Origin of the sequence: Viridibacillus sp. FSL H8-0110 (genome assembly GCF_038003565.1) — a bacterium.
Taxonomy (GTDB): Bacteria; Bacillota; Bacilli; order Bacillales_A; family Planococcaceae; genus Viridibacillus; species Viridibacillus arenosi.
Genome location: NZ_JBBOPJ010000001.1, coordinates 1,027,263 through 1,050,281, shown reverse-complemented (window position 1 = coordinate 1,050,281; position 23,019 = coordinate 1,027,263). Strand labels below are relative to the sequence as shown.

Genomic DNA, 23,019 nt, shown 5'->3' with positions numbered 1-23,019 from the left:
TGCCTATGCCTTTATTCCATTGAGTATTAAATGTTGTACTTTCGGTGCTAGCGCAGTTAAATCATATTTATGATCATTCATGACCCATGATGTTGTTACCTCATCAATCGTTCCAAAAATGAGCTGACGAGCAAGTCGCAGATCCATCTCTGGATTGAATTCTTTCGTCTCCATACCTTCTACTAATATTTCATCAAGTAATATTAAATACTCTCTTAATATCGTATTGATTTTGAGACGAACATCTTTATTAGACTGACGAAGCTCTAATTGTGTAACTGTAGCCAAATGATGATCTCCTGCTAGTACCTGGAAATGTTTCTCAATCATCGCATTTAACTTTTCAGACGATGACTTTCCATCTCTAATTATACACTGTAAATTTTCTACAAAAACAGACATTTTTTCCTTAAAAACCGAAATTAATATGTCTTCTTTGTTTTTAAAGTATAAATAGATTGTTCCATCGGCGACGCCTGCCTGTTTAGCAATTTTGGAAACTTGTGCATGGTGATAACCATTTTCCGCAATTACAATAACGGCCGCATCGATAATTTGTCTATACTTCGGTTTATCTTTCTTCAATACGATCACCACCATATAAAAAATGAAAATATGAATGACTATTCATTCATATTTTCATCTTATAATTTCATTTTACACTTGTCAAGCGGACTTGTCATTATTTTCACATAATTTTCTGAGTTCTTTCTTTATCTTCATCTTGTAAAGTACGTCGTAGTATTTTACCTACAGCTGTTTTTGGTAGTTCATCGCGGAATTCATAAATACGCGGAACTTTAAATGCCGCTAAGTTTTCTCTGCAATACGTATTGAATTCCTCTTCTGTCGCTTTCATACCTTCTTTTAACACGATAAAAGCTTTTACTGTTTCACCGCGATATGGATCTGGTACACCAAGAGCTACACATTCCTGAACGGCTTCATGCTCATATAAAACTTCCTCAATTTCTCTAGGATAAATATTGAATCCACCAGCAATGATAATATCCTTTTTCCTATCAACAACATAAAAGTAGCCTTTGTCATCCATATAACCTAGATCTCCAGTCAAAAGCCAACCATCGCGCATCGCCATTTCTGTGTCTTCAGGGCGATTCCAGTATCCTTTCATCACTTGAGGACCTTTCACAGCAATCTCACCGATTTCACCAATTGGTAGTGGCTCTGTTGAATCTACTTGGAGAATAGCCGCGTCTGTGTTCGGCCAAGGAACGCCGACAGAACCTTTCACACGCTCATTATGCCAAATAAAATTGCAGTGTGTTACAGGTGATGTTTCTGTTAAACCGTATCCTTCTACAAGCTTGCCGCCCGTAATTTTCTCGAATTTCTCTTGTACTTCAATTGGCAATGGTGCTGAACCACTCATACAAGCCTTGATAGAAGATAAGTTATATTTCGCTATATCTGGATGATTTAATAAACCTATATAGAGGGTAGGCGCCCCTGGGAATAGCGTTGTTTTTTGTTTTTGAATCGTTTTTAACGTTGTTTCAACATCAAATTTCGGTAAGAGTACCATTTTATCTCCTCGCATAACAGACAATAACAATACCGTTGTCATCCCGTAAACATGGAAAAATGGCAGCACACCCATAATTACCTCTTCACCTGGTATACACTCAGACATCCATACACTACACATTTGTACGTTCGCTATTAGGTTTTTATGCGTTAACATAACTCCTTTAGGATAGCCGGTTGTACCGCCTGTATATTGCAATAATGCGATGTCCTCTTCAATGTTAAAATTTAAAACGATTGATTCAATTGTGCTTACCCTTATAATTTCTGTAAATAAATGATTGCTACCACTATGCTCAACTGTAACCTTAAAGCCATATTGTTTTTTCTGAATAAATGGATAAATTAAATTTTTGGGGAAAGGTAAGTAATCCTTAATCGCTGTAATAATGACATGTTCTAGATGAGTATCCTTCATGACCTTAGCAATACGGGGATATAAAATATCCAAAGATAAAATCACCTTTGCGCCCGAATCTTTCATCTGATACTCAATTTCTCTTTCTGTATAAAGCGGGTTTGTTTGAACGACAATTCCTCCGGCATATAGCACCCCAAAATAACCTATAACGCCTTGAGGACAATTTGGAAGCATAATGGCTACGCGATCACCTTTCTCAATACCAATGGAAACTAAATAATTGGCGAACTTTAATGAGCTCTCATACAACTCTTTGTACGTAATATCCTTCCCCATAAAATGAATTGCAACTTTGGAAGGTGTCTTGCTGCTCGCTCTTGTCAAATACTGTTGCAAAGGAATTGTTTCATATTCCAAAGACGTAGGAATATTATCCGGATAATTTGACAGCCAAACCTGTTCAGTCATGCTCCATTCCCCCTTTGTTATAAAATTATAAGAATACTCTTATAATTCAGTATAAAATAAAAGTGGTAACGCTTTCAAATTTAATATCAATTTATTGGAAATAATTTTTTTCCCTTCCATTAGGAGCAATAAAAACATTCCCCATTATAATTTACTTAAATGAGCTAAACATACAACAACAATAAAGATCACCCCACCTAGACAAAAAAATGACTTCAATTTTTATCGAAGTCATTTTTTTGTATTTTAATATATATACTTATTTATTTAATTCACGAACTAAATAGGTACCTGATGCATAGCCTTGTTTTCCATTTGGTAATTTTACTTTATACCAAGTTCCACTCATAATCGGCTTATTATTTGTATCTATTTCCAGTTCAACAAATTGATAGTTTGCTAATTCGCCTACTTTAGAACTGGACGCGTTTCCTTCTGAGCGTACATTTAGTGCTATTCCATTAGCTGAAGAAGTATTAACACGAGCTAAGTTCTGCACAGTAAAATGTTTATTGTAAGCACTGAAACTTACAACATTTGTATAATACTTTTCCCCTTTATAGGATACTGTTAGCCAGTAATCATTGTGCTTTTCTAGCAAATTAAAAGACTCACCTTTTGAAATAGTTGCTGCAACACTATTTGTACTTCCTTTTTCACTGTAAACATTCAAATTACTATTCGCAATCGCTAACGTTCCAGTCGGGAACACGTCTTTAAGCTCAGGATACTTTGGAGCAGAAGGAACGACTATATTAGGTTTTTTTGAAACTGCTTCTTCTTTATCATATGCCAAAATCCCGTTCATATGATTGGCGATTGCATTTCCCCAATTAGTATCACTTGCATAATAAAAATTCATCCCCTTACTTAAGGAATCAATGCGAGCTCCATTAACGTTTTTAACGGAGTATCCTAAATAAGCCCCACTATTGTATTTCCAATTGGAAGGATTTAAATAAGTAGCCTTCATTGATTGCGCAATAAACTCCAAATTGTTGTCGATGGAATCAAATTTTACAGAACCTATGAACGGGGTAATATCATATGCTCCAAAGCCGAACAAGTTATTTCTTCCAAGTGAAATGTCGGAAACTCCAAATCCACTCTCATGAATTGCATGTGCTGCAAAATATAGAGCGTTTACGCCATACTTATTGGCAGCATTAATAATTGCTTGTCCTTGTCCCGTTAAAACGCTTGTTTTTCCGACAGTCTTACTAGCAATATACGTATTGATTTGATCTGCTTTCACAGAAGACGTAGTACGAAGATCCATAAACAAATAGCTATTTGGATTGGATTCTAAACTAGCGATTCTGGACTTCGTTGTTTCATCTATTAAAGAAGTGCCAGATACAAAACCTGTAAAACCTTCATAACTCACTTGATACCATCCATTATTTGCTTTATAAGTTGTCGTCAGCTTTGTCTTCGCAGGAATCACTTGTAACAAATCTGATGATGTAGAATTTGTTTTGAGTAATTTTAAATCTTCAATATTATAAATAGTCATCTGACTAATTGTTGAACCACTTGGTAATGTAGAGGTATCGTCATCTGTATCATCCGGTTCCGTATCGACAATTGGTGTATCGACACTAAATTTAGTACTGTCTATATACCCTGTGTTACCTTCGTAGGTTACTTTATACCAATTGCCAACTCGATCGGTCGAAGTCACTTTTGCACCTTTTGGAATGCTAGTTAGTATAGTATGCGAAACTCCCGCTTCAGCAAATAAAGATGTTGTCGAATTAGCTTTATAATCCGTACTTGTCATTTGCGTTGGTGTTACTTTACTAACTACAGTAGATTGCACAAAATAATACTTACCCTTGTAGGATATTCGATACCAAGTTTCTCCTTTACTATTCACAACTGATTGCGTAGAAGTGAAGATATTATTTGTTGGGATAGTGTAAACTTGTGCTTTCTTGGTGCTAGGTGTTATACGCAATGAAGCCGTTTTTTTTATTAGGAAATAAGTAGTTGTAGTCTCTTTATAAGCATCATACTCTTTCACATACGAACTACTTACCCAACCAGTTTTGCCTCCGTATGTTACTTTATACCATGCTCCAGATTTCGCGGTAGCTTTCACCGTCTTGCCTTTTGGAATCGACAATAGTATTTTCCCTTTTGTAGAGCTACTAGACCGTAAATTCACCTTTTCTTTTGTTTGATAATTTGTTGCAGCGAAAGTTGAGGTCGTCGTCGTTTTAGTTGTGATTTTAATATAACTTGTATTAACATAACCAATTTCCCTACCATATTTCACTTTATACCAACTGCCGGTTTTAGAAATATATGTTACAGATTTTCCCTTTGGTATTGTTATTAGAATTTTCCCTTTTGTTGAGGCTTTAGATCGTAAGTTCACATTGGAAGTTACTTTATATGTTTTTATGGTAGCTGCCTCAACTTTTTTGGGTGATATTGGTGTTTCGAATGGACTCACACTTGAAGCTAAAAGAATTCCCATAGATACGAATGCACAATTTGTTAGATATATAGAAGTTTTTTTATTATACAAACTCATTTTGACCCCTCCTGTATGTTTGAGAAATTAATTCTAGGAAAGAAATATTCCCATACATTTTTTTCTAAACTATTAATATTATATCTCTCTTACCATGAAAATAGTATCGAATATATACACTATTTAACATTTTTATAATCATCTTCTTTTATCGGTAACTCTTTAATTTTAGTTAGAAGCTCAATAGTATTTCATTCCCAGATAAATCTTTATTTAAATTTAACTTTCTCGACAATCACTGGAAGTCGTTTATAAAATTCACTTTCATTTATCTATAACAAAGTAATATCATTAGCTAGTCCTTCAGCACCTTTTGATCAAACACATAAAAAAAAGAAGCCCTATAAAGGACTTCAAAATTAGTTCATTATTAAAAAGACGATTCCTACTAAAATAAACGCAATACATACGCCAATTAGTACTTTCGATAAAGTTTCCATATACTCTCCCCTAAGAAATACTTGCACCGATAACAAATGACAGACCTACTGAAATCGTAAACGAAATAAAACCAACTGATCGATTATCTTTTTCAATTTCTTCATCTACCTTAAATGTCGGTGTCATAAATTCAAATAAAACATATGCAAATATTAGTAAGATAAATCCAAACAGTCCCCAACCCATCATTTCTACGAGCGAGTTATGCCTCTCAATGGAGTAACGGAAAATATTACACACCCCTAATATTTTCCCACCTGTTGCAAGTGCAACTGCTACATTACCTTTTTTTATTTCTACCCAATTTTTGTATTTTGTTACGATTTCAAATATCACCATTGATAGGATTAAGCAAAGGACAACAACACTGAAATTACCAGCAGCCTCGACAACAGGATATTGCCAAAATCCATTTAATAACATAAATATCCCCTTTTCAATGTCAAATTTTTTCTCTATCTTTGATTACTTTAAAAGGTTTATTTTAGCTCGGCTACTGTCACACCATAGCCGCCTTCTCCTGCTTCGCCAAAACGATAGGATTTTACACGTGGATGTCTCTTTAGTAAAGCTTGAATTCCTTGGCGCAAAGCCCCAGTTCCTTTACCATGAATAATTGAGACGCGTTGATAATTAGACAGTAATGCATCATCAATATATTTTTCCGTACGTACAATCGCATCTTCATAACGTTCTCCACGTAGGTCTAATTCTAGCTTAACATTAGAATCTCGATTTCGAACACTTGAAACATTTACAGTTTGCTTGTCTTTTTCAGGTTTCACGTACTCTAAATCTGATTCATCAAGCTTCATCTTCAATATTCCAATTTGCACAATCCATTCAGAATTTGATACTTTTTCAAGTAACACACCCTTTTGACCGTAACTTAGTACTTTTACTTCGTCACCCTTAGATAGCTCTTGAGCGCGCGCTTTTAATTGCTGTTGCTTTTTCAGTACTTTATTTTCCGGCGCAGCTTTTTCTAAACGTTTACGTGCATCAATGATTTCATGCTCTTTAACAATCTTGTTAGCATTTAAGCGCATTTTATGAAGTTCTGAAATAACCTCTTCAGCTTCTTTTTTCGCTTCATCCACGATTTTACGTGCTTTGTCTTTTGCTTTTTGTTCTAATGCTTCTTTTTTCGCTTCATAAGCTTTTAATTTTTCATCTAATTCTGATTGAAGTGCTTCTGCTTCTTTGCGTAATACAAGTGTTCTTTCAGCATCTTCTTCTGATTGGCGTCGACTTTCTTCTAGAGAGGCAATCATAGATTCGACTTCATGACGATCAGTACCTGTGAATGTCTTAGCACGATCAATAATAGAATCTGGTAGTCCAAGACGAGTCGAAATTTCAAAGGCATTACTACGTCCTGGAACTCCAATTAATAGACGATAAGTCGGACTCAACGTCTCCACATCAAATTCCACGCTTGCATTGACAACACCTGGACGATTGTAGCCATATGCTTTTAACTCAGGATAATGAGTTGTTGCCATTACTCGTGCTCCGCGACCATGTACTTCATCTAAAATTGAGATGGCAAGTGCTGCACCCTCTTGTGGATCAGTTCCTGCACCTAGCTCATCAAAAAGAATGAGTGAACGATCATCGAATTGATTTAAAATATCAACAATATTCACCATATGTGATGAAAATGTACTCAAGCTTTGCTCAATTGATTGTTCGTCTCCAATATCAGCAAATAATTGATCAAATACCGCGAGATGAGAACCATCAAGAGCTGGCACTGGAATACCCGACTGCGCCATCAACGTACATAGCCCAACTGTTTTTAACGTAACCGTTTTACCACCTGTGTTAGGCCCAGTAATTACGATTGAAGTGAAGTCTTTACCAAATTCAATATCGTTTGCTACTGCTTCTTCTATTGGTAGTAAAGGATGACGTGCTTTGCCTAATTTTATATATCCATCGTTATTCATAATTGGCTTCGAACATTTATTGGCTTGTCCGTATTTTGCTTTTGCTAAAATAACGTCAATTTCGCCAAGTAATTGCACAGTGATAAAGATGTCATGTGCTACCTCTTGTACTTTTAGAGATAACATTAATAAAATGCGGGCAATTTCAACTTGTTCTTTTGATTTTAATTGATGGATTTCATTATTCGCTTGTACGACAGCATCCGGTTCAATATATAGTGTTTGACCAGATGAAGATTGATCATGTACAACACCACCATAATGACTACGGTATTCAGATTTTACAGGAATAACAAATCGATCATTACGAATTGTAACAATCGCATCAGATAGCATTTTTGTTGCATTAGTGCCACGTGTTAAGCTCGCTAATTTTTCACGAACACGACCTTCTTGTGCTCGCAATTGCTGACGAATTGAACGAAGCTCAGAGCTAGCAGAGTCTAGAATAGCACCGTTCTCATCGATACAAGCATTAATCTCATGCTGTAAACCTGTCAATGTTGGCATGCTTTCTTTTTTCTGAATGAAGTATGGAATTTGTATATCCTCTTCCACTTCAATTCCTTCTATAAACTGACGAAGTATACGACTAGCACGTATTGTGCTCGAAATCTCCATCAATTCAACTGGACTAAGTACACCACCAATTTGCGCGCGTCTAGCATGCGGGCGGACATCGAAAATACCGCCCATTGGCACGTTACCTTTTACGCGTAGAATTGATAAACCTTCATCCATTTCATCTAATAGTTGTAATACTTTTTCTATATCAGTTTCAGGGACAAGTTCATCGATCACAGTTTTCCCTAAAGAGCATGTACAATATGAAGCTACTTGAGCACGTACTTTATCAAATTCTAGTGTTTTCAATGCGCGTTCTGCTATCATTCAAAACACCTCCCCTTCATTTCTTCTGTATAAAGTGGACAAAATCTTCTAATGTCCACGTATTCACGATATTATTTTTCTTTAACCATGCTTTTTGTGCGTATTTCGTTCCAACTTCCATAAAACGAAGTTGGTCAATGGCATGTGCATCTGTATTTATAGCAATTGGCACACCCGCAGCGGCTGCCATTTCTAAATGTTCTTCACATAAATCAAGACGATATGGATTTGCATTTAACTCTAAAATTTTACCATATTCTTTAGCCCATTCAATCAATTGAGAGATATCTGGGTTATAGCCTTCACGATCACCTATTATACGACCAGTAGGATGGGCAATCATATGAACATATGGGTTTTTTAGAGCATTATGTAGCCTGTCCATAATTTTCTCTTGCGGCTGTGAAAAGCTGGAGTGGATCGACGCAATGACAAAGTCTAATTCCTTTAATACATCATCTTCAAAATCAAGCGACCCATCTGGTAAGATATCCATCTCAGTTCCTGCAAGCAAACGGAAGTCTGGATGCTTTTCATTGAATGCCCAAATCTCTTTGCGCTGTTCGATTAATCGTTCAGGTGTTAAACCATTTGCAACTTTTAAATATTGTGAGTGATCCGTAATAACCGCATATTCATAACCTCTAGCAATGAGTGCTTCACCCATTTCATGTACTGCATAAGCACCATCAGACCATGTTGTATGCATATGCAAATCAGAACGAATATCTTCTAATTGAACAAGTTCCTTAATCTCATCCAAACGGTCAAATTCTTTATTACCTACTCGTATACTAGGTGGGATAAACGGTAAGTCAAAATGAGCAAAAAATTCAGCTTCTGAAGCAAATGTTGTTACAGTTCCATCCGCTTGCTCTACACCATATTCACTTATTTTCTTACCAAGGTCTTTTGCCAATTGACGCATTCTTACATTATGTTCTTTTGACCCAGTAAAGTGATGAAGTGCCGTTGCATATTCATCTTGTGTCACTAGACGGAAGTCAACGCTAACGGGCTCTTCGGCGTCCAAAGTTACTGAAATTTTAGTATCCCCTGCTGCAATGATTTCTGAAATGACAAGTGCCCCTAAAAGTTGTTCTTTCACCGCTTCTCGGTTTGCCGTTGCAATAATGAAATCAACGTCCTTACTCGATTCCTTTACACGTCTATAGCTACCTGCGACCGAAAACTGTTGCACTTCAGAAATTCCGCTTAAAATATCTTCAATTTCTTGGACAACTTTATCTAATTGCCAAATTGGTAGTCGCTCAGAACGTGTGCCAAATGCCTCTAGTTCTTTTAATATCTTTTCTTCAGTTTTTTTGCCAAAGCCGGCGAGAGCGGAAACTTTACCTTCTTCACAAGCTGCCTTTAGCGTATCTGCTGAATCCACGCCTAACTCTTGATATAACTTAGCAATTTTCTTCCCGCCAAGGCCAGGCAATTTTAATAATGGTGGTAACCCTTTAGGTACTTCCTCTTCAAGTTCTTTTAAAACAGAAGATTCGCCAGTTGCCAGTAAATCTTCTATAACTGCTGCAGTACCCTTACCAATGCCCTTTATCGCAGTAATATCTTCAATTTCGCTCAGGCTTCTTGTATCTGCTTCTAGTGCTGCCGCAGCTTTTCTAAATGCTGAAATTTTAAATGGGTTAACACCTTGTAATTCTAAATACAAGGCTATTTTTTCAAATGTACGAATGATAGTTTTTTTATTCAAAAAATGACCTCCTTATTCGTAAAAAAACTGCTCTCAGTTGAGAACAGTTATTTCATGTAGACAAACCACATATTTTTGAACATGTTCGAAATAATTGGTGTATATTCGAGCATTAATTTTGTGAGGATTGAATTATCAACATACTTCTGGATACCATCTAATGGTAACAACGCTAAAATATAAAGTAAAATAAATACTAATATATAAGCTTCTATAAATCCTAGTATTCCGCCAAAAAAGCGATTAAACGGACCTATAATAGGCACATATTTTAAGAAATCAAAAATTGACGCCACAATTTGCATTGCAAATTTGACGACAAAGAAAATAAGTGCAAAGGCAAGTAGCTGATAAAATGTTTGACTAAGATCTAATTGTTCCATCGCATAAGTTAACGTCGTATTCCCGTCAACTGCTGGATATGGAATCCAAAGCACAAATTTCTCAGCTAAAGGTTTATAATAAACATAAGCGACAATCATCGCGATTAAAAATCCAATGATATGTATCAACTGGACTACTAAACCTCTTCTTCCGCCAGTGATAATGCCGGCAATTAATAAAATAATTATAAGTATATCGATCATTTACTTCAATCCTTTAGTTTTTTCAGTTCTTCTTCTAATAATACAAGTTGCTCTTTTAATTTCAAACTATCATTTACTGAATTTACAGCTGTAAGGACGGCCAGTTTTGTACTGTCAAGGCTCGGGTTTGCCTGTTTAATCTCTCTCATAGTATTGTCAACTGTGGACGCGACTAAACGCATATGTGTTGTTGACTCTGTACCAAGCATAGTATATGTTTGACCATATATATCAACTGAAATTCGATTTTTTTGTTGCTCTGACACAGCTGCCCCTCCTTAAAATCCTATTTCTAATCATACCATGAAACTGTTTATCATGTGAATAACGAGAGTAGAAAGGACTATAAAATGTCTAATATTGTAATTGTTTTAACAACCGAAAAGCAAGGAGAACTTGCTTCTTATTATGCCTCATCTAGAGTAGAACGCAATGCGCCAGGAGTCATATTTGCTGCGAAGTTAAGCGATACTTCTATCACTTCATATAAATCTGGCAAAGTGATGTTTCAAGGTAACGGAGCCGAACGGGAGTCTAGTCGATGGGGGAAACCTAATGATCCTACGACTAAAAAGACGTCATCAAAGGGTGATAAGTTGCCTTCCAATTTTGAACAACTCTCCGTAATGGGTTCTGATGAAACAGGAACAGGCGATTACTTCGGCCCAGTAACGGTAGCAGCCGTATATGTATCTGCTAATAAAATTGCACTCGTTCGTGAGCTCGGTGTTAAAGACTCTAAAATGCTAACGGATGATTTTATGAGACAAATCGCGCCTGATTTAATGCGAGCACTACCTCATAGCATTCTAACGGTACGAAACGACAAATATAACACTATTCAAGCTAGAGGCTGGTCTCAAGGGAAAATCAAAGCAATGATGCACAACCAGGCACTTCATAACGTGCTCGGCAAAATTGCACCAGAAAAACCAGCACATATTTTGATTGACCAATTTGCGGAACGTGGCATTTACTATAACCACCTAAAAAATGAAAAAATCATCGTTAAAGAGAATGTACTATTTGCTACAAAAGCAGAACAATTACATGTTTCAGTAGCCGCTGCCTCTATTCTAGCACGATACGCCTTCTTAAAAGAAATGGACCGCCTCGCCGATTTAGTTGGATTTGATCTGCAAAAGGGAGCTAGTAATAAGGTAGATGAAATGGCCGCGCGTATTTTATTATCAAAAGGCGAAGCGACATTAAAATCTATGACGAAATGGCATTTTGCAAATACTCAAAAAGCCCACTCTATAGCGACTAAAAAACGATCTAAATAAAAACAAGCTATTCCTCTCTCTTTACATGAAGAGAAGGAATAGCTTGTTTTTTATATTTTTATATTCTCCATATTCTTTCTTGCACCAAATACTCCGACTAACATTAACACTATTATGGCAACAACCGTCACGACGACCGATAACCAAAAATCACTACTATCTGGTTTTGACCCAAGCCACGTTACTGCGTATGTGCCCAATTTCCAAGGAGACACTGTCCAGAACTGTCCGATAATGCTATCGATTAGCTGTAGAAAATACGTCAGAAGAATTGCTAGAGTACCCGCAACACCCGTAGAGAATAATGCACTCGCTGTGACTGTCACCGTCACGACGAACAATACCCATAGACTATAAGTGCCAATGAGGGCTGCTATCCGCCAAACTTCTACCTCATTATATAAAATCACCGTATAGTAATAGCTTGCTAATAAGCCTATTATTGTACTAAAGAGCGCAACAATTGTTGCTCCAGACCACTTACTGAAGTAATAAGAAGCAAAAGAAATTGGTCGTACATACAATAGTGCGGCTGTACGATTTTTTCTTTCCTTACTAATAATCCCCATAAAGCTTAAAACAATAATAAGTGAAACAATGAGATGGAACTGTCCGACTGTAGAAGCTATTACTTCAACCGATGTCATATCTGCTATACCCATATCAAATCCCTCAGGCATATTGCCGACAGCCTTCATAATATCTTCCATATAATATAGTGTTACCGGCTGCATAACACCATATAATACAAATACAAGAGGAATCCATAATATCTTCAAGCTACGTACATGATCACGCCATTCTTTTTGTAAAAGTACACGCCATTGTATCATAGTTTTGCCACCTTCATGAAGATTTCCTCCAAGCTAGCAGATTGCTGCTCAACTTTCCGGATTTCAAAGGTCTCCTTCGCTAACTCCTGAATAACTTGTTGCATATCATCTGTCTGTAAAATCACAATGTTACCTTGTTGCTCTGCACTTAATGTACTATTCACTACAAATTGAGCAGCCTCTTCTACTACTTTAAATTCCACTACAATTTGACGATGTTCGTATTTTGCTTTGACATCTTGTAATGAACCTTGCTCAACTAATTTACCAGCTTTCAAGAATAATAGCTGATCCGTCATTTGCTCAGCATCATTCAAAATATGTGTTGAATACAAAATCGTCATTTCTTGTTGTAACGACTTCATCAAATTCATCATATCTAAGCGACCTGCTGGATCAAGAGCTGATACTGGCTCATCCAATAAGAGGAGTTTGGGTTTATGTATAATGGCTTGTGCTAGACCCAATCTTTGTTTCATACCACCAGAGAACGTACCAATCTTTTTATTTACTGCATCTTTTAAGCCAACGAATTGAAGCATTTTCTCTGACTCTTCCTTCGCAGTTTGAGCAGTCAATCCACTTAATCTCGCTGCCATTATTAAAAATTCACTCGCTGTTAGCCAAGTATTAAACTGTGGATATTGTGGTAAAAACCCAATCGCATCTCTCGGGTCCCCTGCTATTCCGTCGAATTGAATTTGCCCATTTGTTGGTTTCAATAGCCCAGCAAGCATCGATAATATAGTTGTTTTACCTGCTCCATTTGGTCCAATTAAAGCCGTTGCTGTTCCTTGTATTAACTCAAAAGATATATTTTTAATCACTTCATGCTGTCCATAATTCTTTTGCAACGCTGAAACTTTTAATAACTGGCTCATACTTGTTTTCTCCCGAAGATAAAGTAAATAATAGGTCCTAAAATGTTCGCAAAAACAATCACAATAGCCCACAGCCATTTCGGCCCATTTGTTTGCGGAATTTTCACTAGATCAACTAAAGCAACAATCATTAAAATAAACTGAATGATTATTATCGGTAATAGCATCAATAATAATGAACTCATCTTGTTCACCTCTTCTTTGTTATACAATAAATATAACAGATAATCTTTTCCATGAAAAGGATATTAAAAAAATACCTGACCAAGACATAATGTCTGATCAGGTATTTAGTTTAAAAATCTATTTAATTAACGAATTTGTGCATTTGCTTCTGCTAATGCTTTTAACACTTCGTCATGTGCTGCTACTACTTCTTCATCTGTTAAAGTACGCTCAGGTTCGAAGTATTGTAGTGAGAAGGCTACTGATTTTTTACCTTCTTCCATTTTGTCTCCTTCATATAAATCGAAGACACGAACATCTTTCAATAAAGTACCACCTGCTTGACGGATAATTACTTCAAGATCCGCTGCCGCTACGCTTCTATCAACAACTAAAGCGATATCACGCGACATCGAAGGGAAACGTGGAACTGGAACGTAAACTAGTGCTTCAGTAGACGCTTCTAAAATAGCTGCTAAGTTCATTTCCATTACGTATGTTTCTTTTAAGCCATTTGCTTTTTGTTCTGTTGGGTGCAATTGCGCGATTAAACCAATACGGTTGCCATTTAATAATACGTTAGCCGTACGTCCTGGGTGTAAACCATCTAAAGTAGCGCGTTCAAATGTTACTGCATCTGCTAAACCTAGGCGATCAAATAGACCCTCAACGATTCCTTTTAATACGAAGAAATCAACCTGTTTATGTTCACCTTGCCAAGCGTGATCTAACCATTTACCCGTGATAACTGCAGCTACATGTTCTTCTTCATGTGGAAGACTTTCTTCAGTTAAACCTAAGAATACAGAATCTACTTCATAAAGTGCTACTAAGTCTGCTTGACGTGCGACATTATAAGACGCTGCTTCCACTAAATGTGGGATTAAGCTTTGACGTAATGTGCTACGTTCTTCACTCATTGGCATTAACAGTTTTGTAACAGGCGCCGTTTCTAATGCAAATTTTTGTGAAAGTGCATCAGATGTTAATGAGTAAGTAATCGCTTGGTGAAGACCTGCACCTTCTAAATATGCACGTACGATACGACGTTTTGCTTGATAAGGTGTTAAACCACCAGGTGTTGTTTCACTTACAGGAAGTGTTGTTGGAATTTCATCGTAGCCATAAATTCGTGCAATTTCTTCGACGATATCTTCCTCAATTTTAATATCTTGACGACGAGTTGGTGCATCTACATAGAGCATGCCATTCGCAGTTTCAACATCAAATTTTAAACGTTTTAAAATTGACACCATATCATCTAAAGAAATCTTCATACCAAGACGAGCATTGATAAAGTCAGGAGAAACGATTACTTTTGCAGGAGTTTTATCTAATTCATCAAACATTACTGAGCCAGCTAATACTTCCCCACCAGCTAGTTCTGCTAATAATTTAGCTGCACGTTCAGCTGCTGGAATAACACGGTTTGGATCAAGACCTTTTTCAAAACGGGCACTTGCATCACTACGTAAACCTAAGTCTTTTGATGTATAGCGTACTGATAAACCTTCAAAGTATGCTGATTCAATGACAACAGTCGTTGTCCCTTCATGCACTTCTGAGTTTAATCCGCCCATAACACCAGCTACAGCTACTGGTTCTTTAGCATTAGTAATAACAAGATTACTCGCATTTAATGTACGTTCTTTATCATCAAGAGTCGTTATTTTTTCGCCTTCATTAGCTAAACGAACTACAATTTCCCCTGTTCCTAAACGGTCATAGTCAAATGCGTGAAGCGGTTGACCATATTCCATTAAGATGTAGTTAGTAACATCGACAACATTGTTATGCGGACGTACGCCAGCCGCCATTAAACGCTGTTGCAACCATAATGGAGACTCAGCTACTTTAACGTTTTTCACAACTTTTGCTACGTACATAGGGTTTTCTACCGGTGCATCTACACGAAGTTTTAAATAATCAGAAGCTTTTTCAGTTGATTCTGTATAATCTAGTTCCGGTAATTTAACATCCTCAGAAAGGATTGCTCCTACTTCATAAGCTACACCTAACATACTCATAGCATCTGAACGGTTTGGTGTTAAACCAAGTTCAAGCACTGTATCATATAGGCCAAGTACTTCAAGTGGATCTGCCCCTACTGGCGTTTCCGCAGGTAATACGAAAATACCTTCACTGTAAGCTTTCGGTACTAATTTACCTTCGATACCAAGCTCTTGTAGTGAACAAATCATGCCGTTAGATACTTCACCACGAAGTTTGGCTTTTTTGATTTTGCCACCCGGTAAATGGGCACCTGGACGAGCAACGATCACTTTTTGACCAACTGCTACGTTTGGAGCTCCACATACGATTTGTGATAATTCTTCTTCACCAAAATCTACTTGGCAAATATTTAATTTATCCGCTTCTGGGTGTTTTACTTTTTCTTTCACTTCGCCAACCATTAGCTTTTTCATACCTTCAGCTAGGTTTGCAACGCCGTCCACTTCAATCCCAGAACGTGTAATTTTTTCTGCTAAAACTGCTGGCTCTAGGCCTTGTAAATCAACATATTGTTCTAACCATTTTAACGATACTAACATGTTTACCCCTCCTTACTCTTCTGTGCGGTGGAATTGTGATAAGAATCGGATGTCATTCGTATAGAAATGACGGATATCGTCCACCCCATATTTCAACATTGCAATACGTTCTTGCCCCATACCAAATGCGAAGCCTGAAACTTTTTTAGGATCATAACCAGCCATCTCAAGAACGTTTGGATGTACCATACCGGCACCTAGAATTTCAATCCAACCAGTTTGTTTACATAAACTACAGCCAGATCCACCACATTTGAAACAAGAGATATCCATTTCTACTGAAGGCTCAGTGAATGGGAAGAAACTTGGGCGTAAACGAATTTCACGTTCTTGGCCAAACATTTTTTTCGCGAAAAGATCCAAAGTACCTTTTAAATCGCTCATTGTAATGTTCTCGCTTATTACAAGTCCTTCAATTTGATTGAATTGATGCGAATGTGTAGCATCATCATTGTCACGGCGGAATACTTTACCTGGACAGATAATTTTCACAGAAGCACCTTGTTTTTCTTCCATAGTACGAGCTTGTACAGGAGAAGTTTGTGTACGAAGTAAAATCTCTTCAGAAATATAGAATGTATCTTGCATATCACGAGCAGGGTGACCTTTTGGCAGGTTTAATGCTTCGAAGTTATAATAGTCTTTTTCAACTTCTGGTCCTTCCGCAATTTCATATCCCATGCTGATGAATAAGTCTTCTATTTCTTCAACAACCTTTGTTAACGGATGTTTACTACCAACTTTTATAGGACGACCTGGTAAAGTCACGTCAATTGATTCTTTTTCAAGTTGTTCCTGAACCGCTTTTTCCTCTAGTAATTGCGCACGTGCTTCAAGCACCTCAGTCACTTCTTGACGTACAACGTTTACTAGAGCACCCATTTTAGGACGTTCCTCTGCAGGCAGTTTACCCATCCCTTTTAATAAATCCGTGATTGGACCTTTTTTACCTAAATAAGCAACACGCACATCATTCAACTCTTTAGAGTTCGATGCCGCTGCAATTTTCGCTAAAGCTTCTTCCTTTAGCTGATTTAATTGTTCTTCCATTGCCATTTAAATTCCTCCTTCCAATATCGAATAGTAAAAAACAAATTGTTTTTACTAAACATGCAAACCTTCTTTTCATGTAGAATGTAAAAAATCTGCACAAAAAAACTCGCCCCCTAAAAAGGGACGAGGACATAGTTCGCGGTACCACCCTAGTTATTGTACTTAAGTACAATCACTTCATTGACATAACGGCTCTAAACCGGCCTACCTTTACAGCAATTGCTGGTCCCGGTGGCTGCTAACGGAGTGAACTTCCATGTAACACAACTTTATGCACGCTTGCAGTCTTTGGCGAGCACTCCCTAAAAAGTGTAGAAACATATACTTTTTCCGATCAAAGCATTTAATTTTTATAAATTATTGTATGCAATAATAAACATTATACGCAACTAAATTGTTTTCTTCAAGGTCACTTTGCTGAAACTGCGAAGTTATATAACAAAATACCAGAAGCTACTGCTACATTTAAAGATTCAGCTTGCCCTAAAATTGGAATGATTACATTGGCATCTGTTTTTGCAAGTAAGTCTGGGTGAATACCATTGCCTTCATTGCCCATAATAAGTGCAAATTTATCGCCTTTTTTCACTTCAGAATATACTACTGCATTATCTAAAGCTGTCCCGATAACAGGGATTAATCTGTCTTGTAAACTGTCAATCCAGTCTCCAAGATCCCCTTTCACCACAGGAATATGGAAATGCGATCCTTGAGCAGAGCGGACTGTTTTTGGATTGAAAGCATCCGCTGAGCCTTTACCAAGAATAACCGCATCAATACCTGCTGCATCTGCCGTACGAATCATTGTACCCACATTACCTGGATCTTGAACTGCATCAATTAATAATAATTTTGTCCAGCCTACTTGTTCTTCCTCTGTTACTTCACGTTGTTTACATTGTGCGAAGATACCCTGAGGATGTTCTGTTTCAGACAATTCTTTTGCAATTGCTTGTGTTACTTCTACAACAAAAATGTCATCAATATTCCATGTATGTGGAATGTCCACACCTTCACGGACGATAATTGTTAATACCTCACCATTGTTTTTAATTGCTTCTTCAACTAAATGGAATCCTTCAACGATAAATTCGCCAGAGCGTTCACGTTCTTTTCTAGTTGTCACCAGTTTTTTCCAATACTTCACTAGTGAATTTTGTGGTGATTCTATTCTTTTCATAAAATGTATACCGCCTTTAATTTTTAAATCGTTATAGTTATTTTGCCAAACTGATGATTTTCTTTTAAATATTCAAGCGCTTGTTCCGCTTCATCTAATGAGAAAGTTCGGTCCATCACTGGATGCGTGTTAAATTTCGCTAAATGCTCAAGGCATGCACGGAATTCCTCGCGACTTCCCATTGTAGTCCCATACAATGTATATTGTCCATAGAAAAATTTTCGTAAGTCAAAATCGACAACGTCTTCTGTTGTTGCACCGAACAATACTATTTTACCACCCTTTTTTAAAACATCCAAAGAGCGATTAAAAGTGGCACGTCCAACACTTTCAATAACAATATCGATTTGTTCCTCTTTTAATAATTCTACCCAGTCAGCGTGCGTATCAATCGCAATGTCAGCACCAATTTCAAGTGCTGCATTTCGTTTTTCTTCACTACGAGAAGAGACTATGACTCTAGCTCCAACATTTTTAGCCATTTGGATTAAAAACGTCGCAACACCGCTACCTGCTCCTGGGATAAATATTGTTTGCCCCGCTTCTATTTGCCCTTTTGTAAATAAGGCACGATAACCTGTTAATGGTGAAATACCAATAACAGAAGCCTCTTCAAATGAAAGATGTGCTGGCTTTCGCTCTAGTTGTTCCACTGAAATAGCAATTTTCTCCGCGAATGTTCCGTTGTCAGGAAAACTTAAGATATCAAAATCAGCAGGGGGTACATCAGAATTTTCATACCAACGCAATGAAGGATTAATAATGACTTCATCTCCTACTTGCCAATCTGTCACACCCTCACCTATTGCTTCAATAACACCGGCTGCATCAGAACCTAAAATAAGCGCCTCACTATCATTGCCTAAACGTCCTGGTGTATACAAATCTCGACGATTTAATCCTGAAGCTTTAATCGCAACTACTGCTTCTAAAGCGCCAGCTTGTGGGTTAGGTAATTCAGTTACTTTAAAAGATCCTTTTTCAAAAACAAATGCTCTCATGATAAAACAACCCCTTAGTTATGTAATATTTTTTCATAAAATTCACAATAGTAAATAATATCAACCATTCTAATTTTAACAAATGAATGTATAACTATCGAGCCTAACGGCAAAAATGATAATAGGAGGGATGAAGTATGAATTTTCAAATACGACAAGCCGTTAAAGCTAATGTTCAAGGTCAAAGCGCCGACGAACTGGAGAATGTTGTTGAAGATGCGATTAAACGCGGTGAGGAGCATTTACTCCCTGGACTTGGCGTCTTTCTAGAAGCATGGTGGAATAATGCAGATCAACAAAAAAGACAAAATTTTATGCAAGATTTATCCAAAGCAATGGCCTAATAAAAAAACTGTCCAAACGATGTCAACTTCGCTTGGGCAGTTTTTCATTTAGAGACAATGATATTCCCACCTAGTTAATACTCATTTTCACCCTTAACTTATATCTTAGCGAATGAAATTTCAACAAATTTCACCTTTTCAATATATAAAAAGCTGAACTAATAAAATTGCTTAGTTCAGCTTGTTACACATTATTCATAACTATTTTTCTTATTAATTTTTAATTATCTTACGCGTGCTGCACTCGAGAAACTAGATGGATTGTAAGATGCGATTTTCACGACATCACCAGTTTGAGGTGCATGTAACCATTGGCCATTACCGATATACATACCAACGTGGTACGCAGGGCTACCAAAGAACACTAAATCGCCAGCTTGGACATCATTAGGTGAAATACGAGTACCTGCATTTTGTTGTTGACTAGACGTTCTCGGAAGACTAATGCCTTCAGAACGGTAAACATATTGCATTAAACCTGAACAATCAAAGCCTGATGGTGAAGTACCACCCCATACATATGGTACGCCAAGGAAATTCTTCGCATAACCAATTAGACCAGATGCATCTCCGCCTGAAGGTTTTTGATTTGTTAGGTTTAGGGCATCATTTTTGTTTGATGTTTTTGTGATATTCACTACTGGTGGTAAGCTCACTGTTTTTTCATCGTCATTAGAAGCTGTTTTTACTGCTTCTCTTACTGCTTTCTCTGCACGTTTTTGAGCAGCCTTTTCAGCTTTTTTAGCGGCCTTTTCTTCTTTAATTGTTTTTTTCGTTGCTTTTAGTTTAGATACAACTTTCTTTTTATCTTTTTTGATTTGCTTCATTTCTTTAGCTAAATCTTTCTTATCTTTTTTCAATTCTTTATTAATTTTATCAAGAGATGTTTTTGAAGTGATTAGCTTATCTTCTTTTTCATTTAGCTCTGTCATTAATGATTGATCACTATTTAAAATTTGAGTTACGGCTGTTGTACGGTCGATGAAATCAGACATACCTTCAGATGATAGTAAGACATCTGCATATAACATCCATTCACTCTTGCTTTCACCTTGGATATCTCTTAATCGCTCTTCATATAATGTTTTACGGAATTCATATTCTGTTTGCGTTTGTTTAATGTCTTTTTTTGTTTGAGTAATTTTTTCGTTCGAGTTTTTAATTTTCTTATTTAGTCGATCAACCTTATCCATTGCCTCAATAATACTGTTATCAATCTTTTGGATTTTTTGTTCAAGCTTTAAGGCTTTTTGTTCAGCTTTTGTTTGAGCTGAGCCATTTGAAGGACTAGCGTAAGAAGGGGATACTTGTAATAGAGCAGCCGCTAAAACGGTTATTGCTAAAACATTTTTGAATATCTTCTTCATTAATTATCATCTACTTTTCTATGTAATATTATGGGTGTTTTGCTATGTTTTTTTACTTGACTATTTTCCAGTCTATACTTCTGCTATATGAAAAACAATATTTCGACATGTACTGTAACATAAATGTAATCTTTAGTGTATGGAATTTAGCTATTCCTAACTAACATTCTATAAAAACAGCTCTATCCATATTTTGTCTTGCGTAATATCGTGGCCATATTATAATAAATTCTATTACATCGTTAATTATCCGAAAATAATCATATTTCGGATTCTTCAAAAATTTAAAGTGAGGCGAATTGAAATGACAGTAGCAGTTGATAACATTGTAGAAGCGTTAAAACAATTCCTAGACGGAGATCAAGTTTCTGTTAACGAGACAGTGAGAGAGCTACACGGTCAAGACGAATCATATCATGTGGCTTCCCTTCCAGACATCGTTGTTTTCCCTAAAACGAAGGAACAAGTAAGTGAAATTATGAAACTGGCAAACGAGCTAGTAGTTCCTGTAGTACCTTTTGGGAGAGGTTCTAGTTTAGAAGGTCATGTTATTCCTTATCAAAATGGTATTACGATTGACTTTTCTTTAATGGATAAAATTTTAGAAATTCGTCAAGATGATTTACTTGTAAAAGTACAACCTGGTGTCACAAGAATGCAGTTAAATAAAGAACTTAAAAAACACGGTCTCTTTTTCTCAGTAGATCCTGGTGCAGATGCTACTTTAGGCGGGATGGCTGCGACAAACGCGAGCGGCACAACGGCTGTACGATATGGCGTCATGCGCGACCAAGTACGTGACTTAGAAGTTGTTTTAGCAGACGGCAGAATTATTCACACTGGTAATTTAGCTGCAAAATCATCATCTGGCTATCATTTAAATGGTTTATTTGTAGGCTCTGAAGGTACCCTTGGTTGCTTCACAGAACTTACATTAAAGGTTTATGGTATTCCTGAATTTGAAACGGCTGCTCGTGCTGTCTTCCCGACAGTTGAAGATGCAATTGCTGCTGTTACTTCTATTTTACAAGTCGGCGTTCCGATTGCACGAGTTGAATTAGTCGACGAAGAGTCTATTCGCCAAGTAAATCATTACTGCGACACTGATTATCCTGAAAAACCAACTCTATTTATCGAATTTCACGGTAATGAAGCAGGTTTAGCACAAGATGTGATATTTACACGTGAAATTATGGAGGATCATGGTTGTGTAGAAGTACAGTTCGAATCTGATAATACTGCTCGTACAAAACTTTGGGATGCTCGTCATAACTTAGCTTACGCTTATACACACGGTCATCCTGGTAAAAAACAAATGGTAACAGATGTTTGCGTAGCCATCTCAGACTTAGCTGATGCTGTTCATTTTGCACGTGAACAACTAAATGCAGCTAATCTTCCAGGTGGAGTATTAGGTCATGTCGGTGATGGTAATTTCCACGCGATAGTTATGATTGATATGAAAGATGCAGAGGAAGTTAAGAGAGCCGATGCTTTTAATGAAGCTATCGTACAATTTGCATTAGATCGAAACGGTACTTGTACTGGAGAACACGGCGTTGGAATCGGGAAACAAAAATACCAAGCTAAAGAGCATGGCGAATCATATAATGTCATGAAAGCTATTAAAATCTCACTTGATCCAAACAATATTTTGAATCCAGGTAAAATCGTTCGTATCGAAGAATAAGATATATAATGTGATACCCCGCTACTATTTAATATTAGGAGCGGGGTTTTTACTAGTTTTTTTAAAATTCTCTTGTAATCTGCTTAATCACCATTATAATAAATGTATTATTATAAATTTTCAGAATAATATATTTATTTGAATTTATTATGAT

Annotated in this window: 19 protein-coding genes and 1 other annotated feature; of the genes, 3 read left to right on the top strand and 16 right to left on the bottom strand. The window is 36.8% G+C overall.

Annotation, left to right across the window (positions count from 1 at the left end):
* Nucleotides 1–3: 3 nt before the first annotated feature.
* The 8 genes from MHH98_RS05185 to zapA form a co-directional block, all read right to left on the bottom strand.
* A complete protein-coding gene (locus MHH98_RS05185) occupies nt 4–585 on the bottom strand; it encodes a TetR/AcrR family transcriptional regulator (RefSeq protein WP_038187642.1) in 582 nt (193 codons plus the stop codon).
* A 103-nt stretch (nt 586–688) separates the two neighbouring features.
* On the bottom strand, nt 689–2,377 hold the full coding sequence (locus tag MHH98_RS05180; RefSeq protein WP_076034318.1) for an AMP-binding protein: 1,689 nt from the start codon (nt 2,375–2,377) through the stop codon (nt 689–691).
* A 259-nt stretch (nt 2,378–2,636) separates the two neighbouring features.
* Nucleotides 2,637–4,919, bottom strand: a complete 2,283-nt coding sequence (locus tag MHH98_RS05175; RefSeq protein WP_051448780.1) for an SH3 domain-containing protein — start codon at nt 4,917–4,919, stop codon at nt 2,637–2,639.
* Between the two features lie 450 nt (nt 4,920–5,369).
* A complete protein-coding gene (locus MHH98_RS05170) occupies nt 5,370–5,783 on the bottom strand; it encodes a DUF350 domain-containing protein (protein ID WP_038187645.1) in 414 nt (137 codons plus the stop codon).
* Between the two features lie 56 nt (nt 5,784–5,839).
* Nucleotides 5,840–8,203, bottom strand: coding sequence for an endonuclease MutS2 (locus MHH98_RS05165; RefSeq protein ID WP_038187648.1), 2,364 nt, complete (start codon nt 8,201–8,203; stop codon nt 5,840–5,842).
* A 16-nt stretch (nt 8,204–8,219) separates the two neighbouring features.
* On the bottom strand, nt 8,220–9,926 hold the full coding sequence (gene polX, locus MHH98_RS05160; protein WP_076034317.1) for a DNA polymerase/3'-5' exonuclease PolX: 1,707 nt from the start codon (nt 9,924–9,926) through the stop codon (nt 8,220–8,222).
* Nucleotides 9,927–9,973: 47 nt separating this feature from the next.
* Nucleotides 9,974–10,513: a CvpA family protein gene (locus MHH98_RS05155; protein ID WP_038187655.1), complete on the bottom strand. Its 540-nt coding sequence runs from the start codon at nt 10,511–10,513 to the stop codon at nt 9,974–9,976.
* Between the two features lie 5 nt (nt 10,514–10,518).
* Nucleotides 10,519–10,779: a cell division protein ZapA gene (zapA, locus tag MHH98_RS05150; RefSeq protein ID WP_038187658.1), complete on the bottom strand. Its 261-nt coding sequence runs from the start codon at nt 10,777–10,779 to the stop codon at nt 10,519–10,521.
* Nucleotides 10,780–10,863: 84 nt separating this feature from the next.
* On the opposite strand from zapA, the gene rnhC reads away from it, so the two are divergent.
* On the top strand, nt 10,864–11,799 hold the full coding sequence (gene rnhC, locus MHH98_RS05145; protein WP_076034316.1) for a ribonuclease HIII: 936 nt from the start codon (nt 10,864–10,866) through the stop codon (nt 11,797–11,799).
* 50 nt (nt 11,800–11,849) lie between these two features.
* Here rnhC and MHH98_RS05140 read toward each other — a convergent pair whose 3' ends face one another.
* From MHH98_RS05140 to MHH98_RS05110, 7 genes are all read right to left on the bottom strand, one after another.
* Nucleotides 11,850–12,632 (bottom strand): ABC transporter permease, encoded by a 783-nt coding sequence (locus MHH98_RS05140; RefSeq protein WP_076034315.1) that lies wholly within the window; start codon nt 12,630–12,632, stop codon nt 11,850–11,852.
* Nucleotides 12,629–13,513: an ABC transporter ATP-binding protein gene (locus MHH98_RS05135; RefSeq protein WP_038187665.1), complete on the bottom strand. Its 885-nt coding sequence runs from the start codon at nt 13,511–13,513 to the stop codon at nt 12,629–12,631. The genes MHH98_RS05140 and MHH98_RS05135 overlap by 4 nt, the downstream gene beginning before the upstream one ends.
* Nucleotides 13,510–13,698: a PLD nuclease N-terminal domain-containing protein gene (locus MHH98_RS05130; RefSeq protein ID WP_076034314.1), complete on the bottom strand. Its 189-nt coding sequence runs from the start codon at nt 13,696–13,698 to the stop codon at nt 13,510–13,512. Before MHH98_RS05130 ends, MHH98_RS05135 begins: the two co-directional genes overlap by 4 nt.
* Nucleotides 13,699–13,824: 126 nt before the next feature.
* A complete protein-coding gene (gene pheT / locus MHH98_RS05125; protein WP_038187672.1) occupies nt 13,825–16,230 on the bottom strand; it encodes a phenylalanine--tRNA ligase subunit beta in 2,406 nt (801 codons plus the stop codon).
* A gap of 12 nt (nt 16,231–16,242) precedes the next feature.
* The gene (pheS, locus tag MHH98_RS05120; protein WP_038188362.1) at nt 16,243–17,280 is read right to left on the bottom strand and encodes a phenylalanine--tRNA ligase subunit alpha; all 1,038 of its coding nucleotides are present in this window, start codon (nt 17,278–17,280) and stop codon (nt 16,243–16,245) included.
* A 119-nt stretch (nt 17,281–17,399) separates the two neighbouring features.
* Nucleotides 17,400–17,630, bottom strand: a binding site (T-box leader).
* Between the two features lie 62 nt (nt 17,631–17,692).
* Entirely contained in the window at nt 17,693–18,463 is a 771-nt protein-coding gene (locus MHH98_RS05115; RefSeq protein ID WP_038187674.1) for a TrmH family RNA methyltransferase, read from the bottom strand.
* 23 nt (nt 18,464–18,486) lie between these two features.
* Nucleotides 18,487–19,464, bottom strand: a complete 978-nt coding sequence (locus MHH98_RS05110; RefSeq protein WP_076034313.1) for a zinc-binding dehydrogenase — start codon at nt 19,462–19,464, stop codon at nt 18,487–18,489.
* 137 nt (nt 19,465–19,601) lie between these two features.
* Between MHH98_RS05110 and sspI the strand changes: the two genes are divergently transcribed.
* Nucleotides 19,602–19,808 carry a small acid-soluble spore protein SspI gene (sspI, locus tag MHH98_RS05105; protein ID WP_038187682.1) on the top strand — a complete coding sequence of 69 codons (207 nt, stop codon included), beginning with the start codon at nt 19,602–19,604 and terminating at the stop codon, nt 19,806–19,808.
* Nucleotides 19,809–20,032: 224 nt separating this feature from the next.
* On the opposite strand, the gene MHH98_RS05100 is transcribed toward sspI, so the two are convergent.
* Nucleotides 20,033–21,175 (bottom strand): C40 family peptidase, encoded by a 1,143-nt coding sequence (locus tag MHH98_RS05100; RefSeq protein WP_038187685.1) that lies wholly within the window; start codon nt 21,173–21,175, stop codon nt 20,033–20,035.
* Nucleotides 21,176–21,479: 304 nt separating this feature from the next.
* Between MHH98_RS05100 and MHH98_RS05095 the strand changes: the two genes are divergently transcribed.
* Nucleotides 21,480–22,865 (top strand): FAD-binding oxidoreductase, encoded by a 1,386-nt coding sequence (locus tag MHH98_RS05095; RefSeq protein ID WP_340712264.1) that lies wholly within the window; start codon nt 21,480–21,482, stop codon nt 22,863–22,865.
* The last annotated feature ends 154 nt before the right edge of the window (nt 22,866–23,019 follow it).